Genomic DNA, 15,397 nt, shown 5'->3' on the forward strand with positions numbered 1-15,397 from the left:
GTCGTGAGGGGCGGGCTGCCCTTGCATGCGACGGCATGAATCCGTTAGCGTCCCCGCGCCGGGGGATGGGGGCGAATATGAGGTTTTTCACAATACTGGCTGCGCTGTGCGCGACAGTCATGGTGGCCCATGCAAACGCCCAGACCCTGACCGCGGAGCGCGTCATTCCGGCGACAACACCCGTCACGTCCGAACCCACGGCACAAACCGCACCTGCCGCGTCACGGCTCGAACATGTCTTCGCTGCCGGCACGCTGGTCGAGCTGGAAATCCTCACGCCGATCAACTCGTCGCAGCACAAGCGCGGCGACAAGTTTGGTCTGCGCTTGGCTTCGCCCCTCGTGCACGATGGCGCGCCCTGCGTGCCCGCCGGCACGCTGGGCGTCGGCCAAGTCGTTCATGCGATGCCAGCGCACGGTGGCGGCAAGCCCGGCGAATTGTTGCTGGCGGGCCGCTATCTCGACTTCGGCGGACAGCAGATTCCGTTGCGCGGCATGAAAGCCGGTGCGGTCGGCGACGCCAACTACGGCGCGGCATTAGGGACGGCCTTCGCGATCGGTCCATTCGCGATGTTCATCCGCGGCCACGAAATCGAAATTCCCGCCGGCACACGCGTCACCGCCAAGCTGGCTCAGGACCTCGTGCTGCAAGCCTGCAGCGCGTCTGTTGTCGACCCACCCGCTACACCCAACCAGGAGTAATCAATGTTCTCGAAGTTGCAATCTTCCGCCCTGTGCGCGCTGCTCGTGCTGTCCGCTTCCACCTTTGCGGCCCAGGAAGCGCCCCAGGCTGAGGCCACTGCGTCGGCGCAGGCCGCACCGGCCGCTGCCAATTCAATCGTTGGCGCGGCGCCGGCGGACAAGGGACAGATTGTGTTCTTCCGCCAATCCAAGATGATGGGCGCTGCCGTCGGTCTGAAGATCCGCGAAGGCGAAACCGACCTGGTGAAGCTGGGTAACGGCAAGTATTTCGTCGCGGTCGTCGAGCCGGGCACGCACCAGTTCACCACCGGTGGCGAAGCCAAGGACGCGCTGACGCTCGAAGTCGAAGCGGGCGAGACCTACTACGTCTCCGGCGCCATCAGCATGGGTATCCTGGCTGGGCGTTCGAACCTGGCTCCGTCCGATGAAGCCACCTTCGCCGGTCTGAAGCTGAAGCCGGCCAAGAAGTAATTTTCTGAAGCCGACAGACAAGGGCCGCGCAAGCGGCCTTTGTTTTTGGAGCGCGCTAATTGCAGGCACGCCCCTCGAGGCTCACCTGCGCGACATACAGCGACACCCTCGGCCCACCCTGCGCCCTCACCTGCTCGGTGGCGTCCTTGAGATAGATGCGCGCGCGTCCCTGCGCATCCAACTTGGGTGGAGCGGTTTCGCCGGGCTTGCGCCAGACGCGGATCACAGCCAGTTGCGATGGACAGGCCGCGTTCGGCACGCGGATCTCATCGTTGAACTTCCAGCCCTTCGCCGACGAAGGCTGCGCCTGGGCGAAGTCGACATAGCGGGCGCGCGGCCGGCAATTGGGAGCGCTCTTCACCGCAGTGAAGCGGTAGGGCTGCGCGGCGTCACCTGTGAATACACCCTCCAGGCGCACACAGGCCTCGGGAATCGTCCGCACCGTATGCACGGCGCCGTTGGCTTGCGGCGTGCCAGTCGGCCTGACGATTTCAGGCGTGATCTCAGCCGCCATCGTGGACGATGTCAGCACGGCCAGCACTACGGTCAGGATGCGCATCGCAGCTCCCGATAACGGATCGAAACCGCAGGCTCGCATGCATGGTCTGAACGTGTTTTGACATCGGCGGGCGCGCCGTCGCGCTTGGCCACGTGATCGCGATCACAAGCCTGCCGCCGTTCCGCAGCGGGAAATGTGCCATAGTCGGCCCGTTGCCTTGCCGGACGTGTGTTCTGCCCGCCCGCGCAGTGACGCGAAAAATCTGCGGTTTTCCCAGAAATTCCTACATTGTCCACTCGGGGGAGGGTTCATGCTGGAGCAGTACGGTTTGCCCTTGGCGCTGGTTTGCGCCGTTATCGCGATCCTGTACGGGATCGTTTCTACGCGCTGGATCAGCGCACAACCCGCCGGCAACGAACGCATGCAGCAGATCGCCGGCGCGATCCAGGAAGGCGCACGCGCCTATCTCAATCGCCAATACACGACGATCGCGATCGCGGGCGTGGTGTTGTTCGTGGTGATCGGCGTCTTCCTCAACTGGCACACTGCGATCGGGTTCCTGATCGGTGCGGTGCTGTCCGGCGCTGCCGGTTACATCGGCATGAACGTGTCGGTCCGCGCCAACGTGCGCACGGCCGAAGCCGCGCGTCACGGCATGAGCAAGGCAATGGACGTCGCGTTCCGCGGCGGTGCCATCACCGGCATGCTTGTGGTGGGCCTGGGCCTGCTCGGTGTCGCCGGCTACTACTACCTGCTGACCCGGCAACTCGGCGTCGAAGGCGAAGCCGCGTTGCATGCACTGGTCGGTCTCGCCTTCGGCTCCTCGCTGATCTCGATCTTCGCGCGCCTCGGTGGCGGCATCTTCACCAAGGGTGCGGACGTCGGAGCGGATCTGGTCGGCAAGGTCGAAGCGGGCATTCCCGAAGACGACCCGCGCAATCCGGCCGTGATCGCGGACAACGTCGGCGACAACGTCGGCGACTGCGCCGGCATGGCCGCGGATCTGTTCGAGACCTACGCCGTTACCGTAATCGCCACGATGCTGCTCGGCGGCCTGATGAGCGCCGAAGCGGGCCACAACTCGGTGCTGTATCCGCTGGTGCTCGGTGGCGTGTCGATCATCGCCTCGATCATCGGCACCTTCTTCGTGAAGGTGAAGGACGGCAGCCGCAACATCATGGGCGCGCTGTACAAGGGCGTGATCGTGTCGGCGGTGCTGGCGGCGATCGCGTTCTATCCGATTACCACTCGGTTGATGGCCGATTCCAGCTACGGCGCGATGAACCTGTACTGGTGCGCGCTGATCGGCCTGGTCCTGACCGGCGCGATCGTGTGGATCACCGAGTACTACACCGGCACGCAGTTCAAGCCGGTGCAGCATATCGCGCAGGCGTCGACCACCGGCCACGGCACCAACATCATCGCGGGCCTGGGTGTGTCGATGAAGTCGACCGCGCTGCCGGTCGTGGTGATCTGCGCCGCGATCTGGAGTGCCTATGCGCTGGGCGGTCTGTATGGCATCGCGATCGCCGCAACCGCCATGCTGTCGATGGCGGGGATGATCGTCGCACTCGATGCGTATGGTCCGATCACCGACAACGCCGGTGGTATCGCCGAGATGGCGGAACTGCCGCCGGAAGTGCGCAACATCACCGACCCGCTCGACGCCGTCGGCAACACCACCAAGGCGGTGACCAAGGGTTATGCGATCGGATCGGCGGCACTGGCGGCGCTGGTGTTGTTCGCGGACTACACGCACAACCTCAACACCGTCGGCGAGGCGAAGGCCGCTGCCACCGGCATGGCATACGAAGCACTGCGCTTCGATCTGTCCGACCACATGGTGATCATCGGCCTGCTGATCGGCGGCCTGATCCCATACCTGTTCGGCGCGATGGCGATGGAAGCGGTCGGCCGTGCCGCCGGCGCGGTGGTGGAGGAAGTGCGCCGTCAGTTCCGCGACATCCCCGGCATCATGCAGGGCACCGGCAAGCCGGACTACTCGCGCGCCGTGGACATGCTGACCAAGTCGGCGATCAAGGAGATGATCGTGCCGTCGCTGCTGCCGGTCGCGGTACCGGTCGTGGTCGGTCTGCTGCTGGGACCGAAGGCGCTGGGCGGCGTGCTGATCGGCACGATCGTGACCGGTCTGTTCGTCGCGATCTCGATGACCACCGGCGGCGGTGCCTGGGACAACGCCAAGAAGTACATCGAGGACGGCCACCACGGCGGCAAGGGGTCCGAGGCGCACAAGGCGGCGGTGACCGGCGACACCGTGGGTGATCCTTACAAGGACACGGCGGGCCCGGCGGTGAACCCCCTTATCAAGATCATCAATATCGTCGCGCTGCTGATGGTCCCGCTCCTATGAAATAACACTGTCGTGCGAAGCACGACGATCACTCCCCCTCTCCCCGCTTGCGGGGAGAGGGCAAGGGGTGAGGGGCAGACGGTCGCGACAATCTGTGCAGTACAAACGGCGGCCGCAAGGCCGCCGTTGCTTTTTTGCGAAGAATCAAAAGCCGCCCCGCATCCGCCCTTCGAGCACCTTCTCCCCGCGTTGCGGGGAGAAGGGCAAGACCGTTCCGGCGGATTTCCTAATTTCCCGGCATCCCGTTTCCTTAACAGGCCCAAGCGCTAACTAATCGCATAGCGATCCGTCTCGGATCCTCCTGTGGAGGTCGCCATGAGCCTGCAGGGACGCACCGCATTGCTGGCCTGCTGCCTGGCGTTGGCATCGGTACTCGCGGGCTCGATGGCGAAGCCTGCACCGGCTCCGTCGACTTCCGCTCCAGAAGTGCTGCTGCTCGACATCAAAGGCGGCATCGGCCCCGCCACCCGCGACTACGTGCAACGCGGATTGAAACAGGCGCAACGCCGGCACGTCGCTGCGGTAATCCTGCGCATCGACACGCCGGGCGGGCTGGAAGCCGCCACGCGCGACATCAACCAGGCCATCCTCGCCTCGCCGGTGCCGGTGATCGGCTGGGTCGCACCGGAAGGCGCGCGCGCGGCCAGCGCGGGCACCTACATCCTCTACGCCTGTCATGTCGCGGCGATGGCTCCGGCGACCTCGCTCGGCGCCGCGACGCCGATCACGATCGGTGCGATGCCGCAGCCCGAGGTCGCACCGCCGCCCCAAAAGCCCGCAGACGACAAGGACGCCGCAAAACGCGACGACACGCCCGCACCCGCCAGCACCATGGAACGCAAGGCGCGCAACGACTCGATCGCCTACCTGCGTACGCTCGCCGAACTGCGCGGGCGCGACACCGTGTTCGCCGAAGCCGCGGTGCGCGACGCGGCGACCCTGACCGCCAACCAGGCCGTCGCCCAGCACGTCATCGACTTCATCGCCCGCGACATCGCGTCGCTGTTGCGTGGTGCCGAAGGCCGCACGGTCCGGCTGCGCGGCGGCGAAGCGACCGTGCATGTCGCGACAGCCACGGTGACGCCATTCACGCCGGACTGGCGCAACCGCTTCCTCGCCGTGATCACCGAACCCACCGTCGCCTACATGTTGCTGCTGGCAGGCGTGTACGGACTGGTGTTCGAGGGGCTCAATCCGGGCGTGCTCTTCCCGGGCGTGATCGGCGGCGTGAGCCTGCTGCTGGCGCTTTATGCGCTGCAGGTGCTGCCGGTGAACTACGCCGGCGTGGCGCTGATCGTGCTCGGGGTCGCGTTGATGGCGGCGGAATTCGCGATGCCCAGCTTCGGCTCGCTCGGGATTGGCGGCGTGGTCGCGCTGATAGTGGGCTCGTTGATGCTGTTCGACACCGAGGCACCGGGTTTCGGCGTATCCGGTCGCTTGATCGGCGGGATTGCCGCGGCCAGTGCCGCCGCCTTCATGGGCGTGGTCTGGCTGGCGATGCGCGCACGCCGGCAACCGGTGGTCACCGGCATCGAAGAGATGCTGGGGCAGACCGCCATCGCCACCGATGACTTCAGCGATGGCCGCGGCCAGGTGCGGATCCGCGGCGAACTCTGGCAAGCGCACAGCAGCGCGCCGGTGCATCGCGGCCAGTCGTTACGCGTGCTGGCGCTGACCGGGCTGGTGCTGCAGGTCGCCCCGGTCGAATCCTGAGTCCTCATTTCCATCGTCCGCTGGAGCCCGGTCATGAACATCCTGTTTTCGATGCCGCTGATCCTGTTCGTCCTGCTGCTGTTCTTCGCCGCGGTGAAGATCCTGCGCGAGTACGAACGTGCGGTGGTGTTCCAGCTCGGCCGCTTCTGGAAGGTGAAAGGTCCGGGCCTGTTTATCCTGATTCCGGTCGTGCAGCAGATGGTGCGTGTCGATCTGCGCACGATCGTCATGGACGTGCCATCGCAGGATCTGATCTCGCACGACAACGTGTCAGTGAAGGTCAATGCCGTGGTCTATTTCCGCGTGGTCGATCCGCAGAAGGCGATCATCAACGTCGAGCACTTCTACGAAGCCACCAGCCAGCTCGCGCAGACCACCCTGCGCTCGGTGCTGGGCCAGCACGACCTCGACGAGATGCTGGCCGAACGCGACAAGCTCAACCACGACATCCGCACCATCCTCGATGCGCAGACCGACGCCTGGGGCATCAAGGTCGCCAACGTCGAGATCAAGCACGTCGACATCAACGAGGTCATGGTGCGCGCGATCGCCCGCCAGGCCGAGGCCGAACGCGTGCGCCGGGCCAAAGTGATCCATGCCGAAGGCGAGCTGCAGGCCGCGGCGAAGCTGGTCGAGGCGGCGCGCCTGCTCGGCGGCGATCCGCGCGCGATCCAGCTGCGCTACCTGCAGACCCTGACCGAGATCGCCGGCGAGAAGAGCTCCACCATCGTGTTCCCGCTGCCGATCGACGTGCTGCCGACGCTGTTGGGGCGCGGCCCGGGCTCCTGAAGCCTGGATGCCGGGGCTTCAAGGCGCGAACGGACCCGCAGGCACGTCCTGCGGGTAAAATGCGCCCCCTTCCCCACCCCCGCCGCGGCCGCCAGGCCCGGTCAGCACGTCGGAGCACTCCCCCATGGGTCTGGACCTCGTCCCCACCGGCAAGAACCCGCCGGACGAAATCAACGTCATCATCGAAATCCCCAAGGACGCCGAGCCGGTCAAGTACGAAGTCGACAAGGCTTCGGGCGCGATCTTCGTCGACCGCATCCTGTCCACGCCGATGCGCTATCCGTGCAATTACGGCTACGTCCCGCACACTTTGTGCGGCGATGGCGACCCGGCTGACGTGCTGGTGATCCTGCCGCTGCCACTGGTGCCGGGCTCGGTGATCCGCTGCGTGCCGGTCGGCGTGCTGAAGATGACCGACGAAGCCGGCAGCGACGAGAAGCTCATCGCCGTGCCGGTGCCGAAGATCTTCGGCGGCTACGCGCACATCACCGACATCGCGCAGCTCTCGCAGCATTGGCTGGATCGCATCGGCCACTTCTTCGAGCACTACAAGGATCTCGAGAAGGGCAAGTGGGTCAAGCTCGACGGCTTCGGCGACGCCAAGGAAGCCAAGCAGATCCTGCTCGACGCGATCAAGCGTTACGAAGACAGCGCGGACAAGCCGAACTTCTGATCCGGCACTCGTGCATGAAAACGGCGGCCCTGGGCCGCCGTTTTCTTTTGTGCAGGCTTGCGATCCGGATGCAGCGTCATTGACCGCCGCCGAAGTCGAACTTGTACTCGACCCACCACGAGCGTCCATATCCGTTGTAGGCAAAGATGTTGTAGAACGGCGGCGCGAAGCCCTGCGACCCGTCATAGCTCGCGTCGAACGGCGGCTCCGAGTTGCGGATGTTGTTGACGATGACGCTCAGCCCGCTGCGCTTGGTGAGCTGGTAGTCGACGCTGAGGTTGTAGAGCATCCAGGGGCGCACCCGACCAGGCCCGACTCCGTTGCTGGTCACATACGGATCAGCCGGATCCGTGGTGAACTGGCGTGCGTAGTTGGGCGTGGAGCCGTAACGCGTCGCATGCAGGTTCGCGCGCCACTTGCCGCGCTCCCAGCCCAGATCGCCGGTGACGATGCTCTTGAACTCCGCCGTCAGCAGCTGCCCGCTCGAGAACAGGTCGAACGTGGGCTGGTCCGGGAACGTGCGCGTTTCATGCTTCAGGGTCAGGTTGTACTCGAGCCCCACCTGCCAGCGCCCCCACGCATTGTCGAAGCGGTAGTTGCCGGCCGCGGTGATGCCCGAGACGTTCTCCTCGGCGATGTTGATGCCCTTGACGATCAACAGGTCGAGGTTCTCGCTCAGGAACGGATTGTTTGGATTGACCGGCAGGCGCTGCACGCGCGCCAGTGCGTCGATGCAGCGCGCCGATTGCGGATCCAGGCGGCCCTGGCGGCATTCGTTCTCGTCGAACAGCGTCTGCGTGGTCGACTGCGGGACGACTTCATCCTCGATCTTCACGTTGTAGTAGTCCGCGCGCAGGTCGAAGTTGCTGCTCGGCGCCCAGACCACGCCGTAGCCCCAGGACTTCGCGGTGATCGACTGAAGATCCGGATTGGCGACCTGGTTGCCCTCCACCGACAGGCCCGTATAGAGCGCGCAGTTGCCCGGATCGATTTCGCACTTGTAGAAATCGGTCTCGGTGGTGAAGAAGCCGTTGCCACCGGTGAAGATGTAGCCCATGTCCGGCGCGCGGAACGCGGTCGCGTAATTCGCGCGGAACAGCAGGCTCTCGATGGGACGAAACTCCAGGCCGAGCTTGTACGTGCCCTTGGAATCCGAGCCGGCATGCACGTTCTTGTAGGAGTCGTAGCGACCGGCGATGTTGGCCGTGAGCGACTTCAGCAACGGCACGTTGAATTCGACGCCGATCGCCTCGCTGGTGCGGTCGCCCTTGCCGCTCGTGCCGCTGAGGCCGAAGAAGAAGTCGCCGGCGACGCCGGGGTCGATCGGATTGTCCCAATGCTGCTTGCCGGCCTGAAGAATCGCGGCGAAGCCGACGTCGCCCGCCGGCATGTGGAACAACGAACCGTTCACCAGCTGAAGGTTGACGTTGTGGGTCCAGGTCGAGGATTCGTTGTGGATGTTGTCGACGAATGAGTGGTACTGCGCGGGCGTCAGCGCCTGATAGAACGCGTCCTTGTCCGGCGCATACACCGGGTAACCGTAGTAGGTGCCCAGCTGCGGACCGAGGAACTGGTCGCGGAAGAACTGCTCCATCCGCTCCGCCACCGGCCACAGCTGGTCGGAGGTGACCTTGTAGCCGGAACGACTGTAGTACGCGTCGTAATCCCAGTTCGAGGCCCCGAGCGCGCCCTTGATGCCGAACGCGACGTTGTACGAGTCCGAGTCGGTGTCGTAGAAGTTGTCGTTGCCCTGCTCTTCCGGCGCGAAGATGCGTTGGTAGGTCTCCAGCGTCTGCTCGGTCTGGTTCCAGATGAAGTTGTTGTGCGTGCCGTTGATGTCGGGCACCCAGAAGTGCGAGCCGCTGTCGTTCTTCGCCTTGTTCCGTCCGACCAGCACGGTCGCATAAAGATCGTCGTCGTCGCTGAGGTGATACGTCGAAGTCAGATAGGCCGAAATACCGCGCTCTTCGTTGAGCAGGGTTGCGAAGCCGGGCTGCGCACGGCTGCCGCAGAAGTTGCCGCGCCCGGGGCGGAAATCCAGCCGCGTGGTGCCGCCGTACAGGAAGCCCAGCGCGTCGCAATGCGTGCCCGGATCGTCGTACTGGTTGGTGAAGCCGTTGAGGATGATGAAGGTGCGGCTGCCGTAGCGCAGGTTCGGATTGGGGTTGTCGTCGGTGGTGTCGGTGAAGTCGCGCTCACGCATGTAGATCGGATCCTGATGGCTGTATTGCAGGCCCCAGGTCAGATCCAGTTTGTTCCAATTGTTGCCACCGGTGAGCTGCAAGCGCTCGTTGTCGCCGCCGCCTTCGCTGTAGCCGCCGATGCGCGCGTTGAGCTGCACGCCTTCCAGATGCTTCTTCAGAATGATGTTGACCACGCCCGCGATCGCCGCCGAGCCATAGATCGAGCTCTGGTTGCCCGGCAGGATGTCGATGCGTTCGACCATCGCGGTCGGAATGCTGGTGAGGTCGGTGAAGTTGCTCTGCCCGTTGTAGAGCAGCGGATAGTCCGCGATCGGTCGCCCATCCAGCAGGATCAGCGTGAAGCTGGGCGACAGGCCGAGCAGGCTTACGGTGGTCGCGTTCGCGGTGAAGCTGCCGGCAAACTGGTTGTCCTGCAGCGATCCGGTCGCCAGCGGCTGCGCGCGCAGCACGTCGGACACGTTGCGGAAGCCCTGACGCTGGATGTCTTCGGCGGTAATGGTCGTGACCGGCGAAGCGGTCTCGATCTGGCTGCGTGGAATGCGCGAGCCGGTCACCACGACGCGATCCAGGTTCACCGCGTCTTCGCTGCGTTCGGACTCCTGCGGCGAAGGTTGCTGCTGGACCGGGACATCCTGTGTGGGCGCATCCTGCGTTGGCACGTCCTGTGCCCGCGTGGACATCGCGGGTAGGAACAACACGGCGCACACCGCGGTGGTCAGCAACTTGCGTTCCATAACCCACCCCCGTCTCGAACGAACGAAGCGTTGGAGAGCAGGATGTGGGCGAATCAATACGGGCGGGTTGACCCGCGTTGTCGCCAAGGCTGGCAGAGATTGGCGTGCCTATGTGCCCAAAGTCATATCAGGCGCAAGCAGGCGAAGTCAGGCGTTGTCGGCGAGGTCGCGCTGTTTCGAGCGCACTGCGTCCGCCGGGCGCACCGCCATGCGTCCGATCAGCGAGTTCATCGCACCAAACCAGGCCAGATCGTTGTTGAGCATCAGCGGTTCGGCAAGCGGCTTCGCAGTGGCGAGATAAGTGGCAATCAGGCGGCGGAAGCTGTCGTGGCCTTCGATGCGCTCGCCGTGCTGGAACCATAGCCCCTGCCAAGCGCGGCTGAAGCGCTGGGTCAACGCGTGTAGCGGTTGCAGGTTGGGGTGCGGCACGGCATCGGCGAACAACAGGCCCAAATGGCTGTTGAGTTCCCACGGCGTCATCACGATCGGCACGTTGACGGTTTCGCAGACGAAGTCATGGACGCTCGCGCTGTCGGGCCTGACGGTGTGCGGCGACCAGGCCGGCGCGCTCAACGGTCCGTTGTGCGGACGCCCGCGCCCGACCAGTTCCCAAAAACGCTCTCCCCCCACGGTGTCGATCACCAGGTGCACACGCGAACTCGCAGCGTCGTTCAGGACGCGGTGCTGACGCCACGTGTCGAAGATCCAGCACTGGCCTGCCGCCATGTTGATCGCAACGCCACCGCATTCGAAACGCACTGTCGGCTGGGTCACGATCGGCACGTGCACGCGCACGCGCTCGGCCCAGTAATAGCCCTGGTCGGCATGCCGGGTGACTTCCGCCTGTCCGGCCAGCCGCATCAACCGGCTGCGGCCCACGGTGGCGCCGATGCTGGCGAATACCTGGGCGAGATAGGGACAACGCTGGAGGTACTCGGTCGGCTGCATGGCGCCGGCAAAGCCCTCGTCATCCGGATTACCGTTGACCGCCACCAGCGGCAACATCGAATTGCCCGGAAAGCCCTGCGGGTGCGCGCGCCAGTGCGATTCCCCGATGGCATCGATCTCGGTCGCGAGTGCCTCCGCATCGAAGAGCAACGGCAGCTGGACGAATGGAACCGGCAACTTCATGCATGAGCCCCGAGCGAATGCCCGGTAATGCTACGCGCCTTCATCACCGCTCCGCACGCACACCGCAAAAAACTACGGCCCCTTTCGGGGCCGTAGAGTGATCCCGGGGAGGATCAGAAGCGCTGCTGGTACTTCAGGTACACGGTGCGACCGATATCGAAGCCGCCGTAGTACGGGAAGTTGCTCGCCGGCTGGGTGAACATCGTCGGACCGATATGGTTGAAGACGTTGTTCGCGCCGACCGCAACGGTCGCGTCCCACGGAAGCTTCGCCGCGACCTGGGCGTCGTGGAAGGTGTTCGAGCCCAGACGGTTGATCGCAGCCTTGGCGCCGTTGGCGTAGCGGTCCGCATCGTTGCACGGACGGTTCGGCACGCAGTTCTCGTAGATGCCCGAGTAGTAACGTGCGGTCCAGTTCGCGCTGAAGATGCCCTTCGACCAGTTCACGCCCAGGTTCGAGCGCAGACGGAACACGCCGCCGGTGCCGACCTGACCGATCATGATGTCGTTGCCGTTCTTGTCCTGGCCGGCCGTGTCGTACTTGCTGGTGTACGAGTTGTCCCAATTGAACGTGAACTTGCCGAACGAGGTCTCGGGCAGCTTGTAGTTGACGTTGAAGTCGAAGCCTTCCGTTTCCAGCGCGCCGAGGTTGGCCAGGCCGAAGAACAGGTTGGTGATGTGACCGTCGGTGGCGCGGACAACGCCATTGCAGCGCGCGGAGTTACCCAGCACGTAGCAGTCGCGCAGGATGCGGTCGACGCTATCGGAGATGATCGCGTTGGACAGGTCGTAGTTGTACCAGTCCAGTTCGATATCCAGGCCTTCCACCCACTTCGGGCTCCACACGATGCCCGCGGTCTTGGTCGTGGCCGTTTCCGGAGTCAGGTTCGGGTTCGAACCGCTCAGGAACTGGTCCGGCGTCTGGCAGGGATAGCCGGTGCACGGCACCAGACCCTGGCCGAGCTGCACGTAGTTGGCCGGCACGCCGGCCGCGTTGCACGCCGCATTGCCGTTGCTCTGGCTGTCCACGATGTTTCCGTTGGCATCCTTCAGCACGCCGCACGGGTCGGTGTACGACTCGAAGCTGCCGCCCACGCCACCGTACAGATCGCTGATCGACGCCGCGCGGAAGCCCTCGGCGTAGGTGCCGCGAACCAACAGGCCGTCCATCGGACGCCAGCGGAACGAGAACTTGCTGTTGAGCGTGTCGCCGAAGTTCGAGTAGTCGGAGTAGCGGGTCGCGACGTTGAAGCTCAGTTCCTTGGCGAACGGCATGTCGGCCAGGACCGGGATTTCAAGTTCGGCATAGGCCTCGTCGAGCGAGTACTGACCCGACGTGGTGGTCGCCGGCAGGCCGGTGCTCAGGCCGGCCTGGGCGAACGCGTCCGGAACGAAGCGGCCGTCTTCCGAACGATGCTCGACGCCCACTGCGAGGCCCAGATCGCCGGCCGGCAGCGCGAACAGCGAGCCCGACAGGTTGGCGCTGTAGGTCTTCGAGTTGGTGCGACCGGTGTCGGTGTACTGCGGGAACATGTAGGCGATCAGATCCGCGTTGCCCGAAAGCGAACCGGCCTGGGTGTCGCCGTACGGCGCGAGCGGATTCCACGGCACGCACTGGCCGGCGCCGAAGTTGGTGCCGTACTCGATCGGGTTGGCAGCCGAGCCGCACTCGACGCGGCCGGTGGCCGGGTTGAGCCAGGAGGCGCCCAGCGCCTTTTCGGCGGCCAGCAGGTTGGCGTCACCGCGCGCGTTCTTCACGCTCTCATTGCGGTTGATGTTCGCGCTGACGTCCCAGTCCCAGTACTTTTCGCCAATCTGGAAGCTGCCTTCAAAGCCCGAAGCGACGCGGAAGGTTTCCAGCTTGCTCTCGGTGGTGCGCGGCATTTCCCACAGGCGGCGGCGGAAGGTCAGATCCGCGCCCGGCGTCGGGGTGAAGTAGCTGTTGCCCGACAGCGGCAGGCCGAACGAAGCCGACTGGAACGGGTAACCGGCGATCTGCTGGTCGGTGGTGCGCTTGTTGTACTGCAGGTCCGAACGGAAACGGATGTTGTCAGTCAGATCGACCGAGCCGTTGACGAAGATCGACTGACGCTCGATGCCGGTCTGCACGAACATCTGTTCGTTCGAGTTGGCGTACTGCGCCGGGGTGATGCGCGTGTAGTTGGCGCGATTGCGCGGATCGGTGCCCGGGGTCAGGGTCCACCACACGGCATCTTGCGGGCGCGGGCCACACGGTTCGCAGAACGAGCCGTTCTGGCTCACCGGGCTCCAGCCGGAGAACGGATAGTCGTCGGAGTAGTTCTCACCCACGTTGCCGTAGGCGCTGAACGGACGGTCCTTGGCGAAGACCGGCTTTTCCTTCGCGTATTCGAAGCTGGCGGTCAGGCTGGAGCGCTCACCGACGTTGCCGATGGTGAGGTCGTAGGACTGCTTCTCGCCGTCGCCCTGGCTGTACTGGCCGAGGTAGGCATTGGCTTCGACGCCGTCGTAGTTGCGACGGGTGATCACGTTGACCACGCCGGCGATGGCGTCGGAGCCGTACAGCGCGGAGCCGCCGTCCTTCAGGACTTCGATGCGCTCGATCGCCGAGACCGGGATCTGGCTCAGGTCCTGCAGGCCGCTGGTCGAAACGCCCAGGCGCTTGCCATTGACGAGCACCAGGGTGCGGTTCGCGCCGAGGTTACGGATGTCGATGTAGTAACCACCGACGTCTTCACCGGAAGCGAGCGCCTGCGAACGCGAGATCGCCGGAGAGCCTGCCGAGGTCAGGTTCTGCAGGATGTCGGCGACCGAGGTGAAGCCCTGCTGCTGGATCTGCTCGCGGGTCACCTGGATGACCGGCTGCGCGGTTTCGATGTCGGACTGGCGGATGCGCGAGCCCGTCACTTCGATGCGATCGAGCGTCGTGGCATTTTCAGCACGCGTCGTGTCGGTCGGCTGCGCATCCTGCGCACCGGCGAATGCCGGGGCCAGGGCAAGCGCGATGCTTACGGGCAAAAGGCCGCGCGACATCGCGGTGTGGCGATGAGTCATCTGTTCTCTCTCCGGATGATCGGTATCTGTTGCGATCGCCATTTGGCGACGATCGTTATTGGTGCGTTAAACGCCTCGGCAACTTACGGCCCCACGCGCTAGGAAGCTTTGCGGTGCGCGATGGGTGCGTTTGCCGCATTTGGCGGCGCAAGCGATTGCGCGGGCGCGCGCACACCCTGGCGATAGCGCGATGCGGAGACGCCGAAACGCGCGCGGAATGCACGCGCGAAACTGCAGCAGTTGTCGAAGCCGCACGCGCCGGCGACTTCGCCAATCATCATCGACGTGCCTTCGAGCAACTCGGCCGCGCGCTCGATGCGCAGACGCGCGGCGGCCGCCTGCGGGCTCTCGTCGTACAGCGACAGGAACGTCTTGGAGAAGTACCAGCTGGAGAAGCTGGTGAGTTCGGCCAGCTCGCTGATGCGCACGATGCGATCGCTGTTGCCTTCCAGGTACAGGCGGGCCCGCTGCAGTCGGCCGAACACCTGGCGCTTGCGCGTGCGCGAACGCCCCGGGCAACGCGGCACGCGCGCGGCCAGGTCGCGCTGCACGCCGATCAGCTGCAGCAGCAGCGGACGCAGCAGGGCCATGTCGAGCGCCGGAGCGCGTGCGGCGGTCTCGCGCCACAGGCGCAGCACGCTGCGGACGTCGCGGCAGCTCAGGCGGCCCCGGCCGGCATAGAGGGCACCGTCGGCGAGTCGGCTGAGCGCACGCAGTACTTCGCTGCCCAGGCTCAGGCCGATGCAGAGGCCATGGCGGTCGCTCTGGACCAGCGGGCGCGAATCCCGCTCCAGCGCGATCCATTCACCGCGCTGCAGCTGGAACCGGCCCTCACGGGCCTCCACCCAGGAGCTACCCCGGATCTGTACCCAGACCGAGAAGCCGCCGTTGTCGAGCTGCACGCTGCCCAGCCGCGCGACGCCGATGCAGCCGGCCTGGGCGGCGTCGCCCAATTCCGGTTGCAGGATCTGTCCACGGTCCGCCCATTGCGTCGCTTCCACCGTTCCACCTCGTTCATGCCCAGTAGTGGGAGGTGGATTTGCCGGATGAACCGGCTCACATCAGGAAATTTGGCGGAG

The 15,397-nt window shown here is 65.0% G+C and carries 11 protein-coding genes; 6 read left to right on the plus strand and 5 right to left on the minus strand.

Translation table 11 applies throughout. The annotated features are described in order from the left end of the window. Window positions 1–77: 77 nt before the first annotated feature. Together ACYVGK_RS06435 and ACYVGK_RS06440 are read left to right on the plus strand one after the other, a co-directional pair. Window positions 78–701 carry a hypothetical protein gene (locus ACYVGK_RS06435; RefSeq protein WP_460732473.1) on the plus strand — a complete coding sequence of 208 codons (624 nt, stop codon included), beginning with the start codon at window positions 78–80 and terminating at the stop codon, window positions 699–701. A 3-nt stretch (window positions 702–704) separates the two neighbouring features. Continuing rightward, the gene (locus ACYVGK_RS06440) at window positions 705–1,172 is read left to right on the plus strand and encodes a DUF2846 domain-containing protein (protein ID WP_460732474.1); all 468 of its coding nucleotides are present in this window, start codon (window positions 705–707) and stop codon (window positions 1,170–1,172) included. Between the two features lie 55 nt (window positions 1,173–1,227). Here the strand turns inward: ACYVGK_RS06440 and ACYVGK_RS06445 are convergent, their stop codons facing one another. Then, a complete protein-coding gene (locus ACYVGK_RS06445) occupies window positions 1,228–1,731 on the minus strand; it encodes a hypothetical protein (protein WP_460732475.1) in 504 nt (167 codons plus the stop codon). Between the two features lie 250 nt (window positions 1,732–1,981). On the opposite strand from ACYVGK_RS06445, the gene ACYVGK_RS06450 reads away from it, so the two are divergent. The 4 genes from ACYVGK_RS06450 to ppa all read left to right on the plus strand — a co-directional run bounded on the left by ACYVGK_RS06450 (window position 1,982) and on the right by ppa (window position 7,217). After that, window positions 1,982–4,042 carry a sodium-translocating pyrophosphatase gene (locus ACYVGK_RS06450; protein ID WP_460732476.1) on the plus strand — a complete coding sequence of 687 codons (2,061 nt, stop codon included), beginning with the start codon at window positions 1,982–1,984 and terminating at the stop codon, window positions 4,040–4,042. Window positions 4,043–4,357: 315 nt separating this feature from the next. Then, the gene (locus tag ACYVGK_RS06455) at window positions 4,358–5,755 is read left to right on the plus strand and encodes an NfeD family protein (RefSeq protein WP_460732477.1); all 1,398 of its coding nucleotides are present in this window, start codon (window positions 4,358–4,360) and stop codon (window positions 5,753–5,755) included. Window positions 5,756–5,788: 33 nt separating this feature from the next. Further along, a complete protein-coding gene (locus ACYVGK_RS06460; RefSeq protein ID WP_460732478.1) occupies window positions 5,789–6,544 on the plus strand; it encodes a slipin family protein in 756 nt (251 codons plus the stop codon). A 124-nt stretch (window positions 6,545–6,668) separates the two neighbouring features. Continuing rightward, window positions 6,669–7,217, plus strand: coding sequence for an inorganic diphosphatase (ppa, locus tag ACYVGK_RS06465; RefSeq protein WP_460732479.1), 549 nt, complete (start codon window positions 6,669–6,671; stop codon window positions 7,215–7,217). A gap of 76 nt (window positions 7,218–7,293) precedes the next feature. Here ppa and ACYVGK_RS06470 read toward each other — a convergent pair whose 3' ends face one another. The 4 genes from ACYVGK_RS06470 to ACYVGK_RS06485 all read right to left on the minus strand — a co-directional run bounded on the left by ACYVGK_RS06470 (window position 7,294) and on the right by ACYVGK_RS06485 (window position 15,319). Further along, window positions 7,294–10,155, minus strand: coding sequence for a TonB-dependent receptor plug domain-containing protein (locus tag ACYVGK_RS06470; RefSeq protein WP_460732480.1), 2,862 nt, complete (start codon window positions 10,153–10,155; stop codon window positions 7,294–7,296). Window positions 10,156–10,302: 147 nt separating this feature from the next. Next, window positions 10,303–11,286 (minus strand): aspartyl/asparaginyl beta-hydroxylase domain-containing protein, encoded by a 984-nt coding sequence (locus tag ACYVGK_RS06475; protein ID WP_460732481.1) that lies wholly within the window; start codon window positions 11,284–11,286, stop codon window positions 10,303–10,305. Between the two features lie 113 nt (window positions 11,287–11,399). Continuing rightward, window positions 11,400–14,318 carry a TonB-dependent receptor plug domain-containing protein gene (locus ACYVGK_RS06480; protein WP_460732482.1) on the minus strand — a complete coding sequence of 973 codons (2,919 nt, stop codon included), beginning with the start codon at window positions 14,316–14,318 and terminating at the stop codon, window positions 11,400–11,402. A gap of 98 nt (window positions 14,319–14,416) precedes the next feature. Next, window positions 14,417–15,319: a helix-turn-helix domain-containing protein gene (locus ACYVGK_RS06485; protein WP_460732483.1), complete on the minus strand. Its 903-nt coding sequence runs from the start codon at window positions 15,317–15,319 to the stop codon at window positions 14,417–14,419. Between the last annotated feature and the right edge of the window lie 78 nt (window positions 15,320–15,397).

The organism is Lysobacter tyrosinilyticus (assembly GCF_054779815.1).

Coding starts and splice junctions, on each gene's coding strand:
- ACYVGK_RS06450 (WP_460732476.1), top strand. CDS start 1,982: ATGCTGGAGCAGTACGGTTTGCCCTTGGCGCTGGTTTGCGCCGTTATC.
- ACYVGK_RS06470 (WP_460732480.1), bottom strand. CDS start 10,155: ATGGAACGCAAGTTGCTGACCACCGCGGTGTGCGCCGTGTTGTTCCTA.
- ACYVGK_RS06475 (WP_460732481.1), bottom strand. CDS start 11,286: ATGAAGTTGCCGGTTCCATTCGTCCAGCTGCCGTTGCTCTTCGATGCG.
- ACYVGK_RS06480 (WP_460732482.1), bottom strand. CDS start 14,318: ATGACTCATCGCCACACCGCGATGTCGCGCGGCCTTTTGCCCGTAAGC.
- ppa (WP_460732479.1), top strand. CDS start 6,669: ATGGGTCTGGACCTCGTCCCCACCGGCAAGAACCCGCCGGACGAAATC.
- ACYVGK_RS06460 (WP_460732478.1), top strand. CDS start 5,789: ATGAACATCCTGTTTTCGATGCCGCTGATCCTGTTCGTCCTGCTGCTG.
- ACYVGK_RS06445 (WP_460732475.1), bottom strand. CDS start 1,731: ATGCGCATCCTGACCGTAGTGCTGGCCGTGCTGACATCGTCCACGATG.
- ACYVGK_RS06435 (WP_460732473.1), top strand. CDS start 78: ATGAGGTTTTTCACAATACTGGCTGCGCTGTGCGCGACAGTCATGGTG.
- ACYVGK_RS06440 (WP_460732474.1), top strand. CDS start 705: ATGTTCTCGAAGTTGCAATCTTCCGCCCTGTGCGCGCTGCTCGTGCTG.
- ACYVGK_RS06455 (WP_460732477.1), top strand. CDS start 4,358: ATGAGCCTGCAGGGACGCACCGCATTGCTGGCCTGCTGCCTGGCGTTG.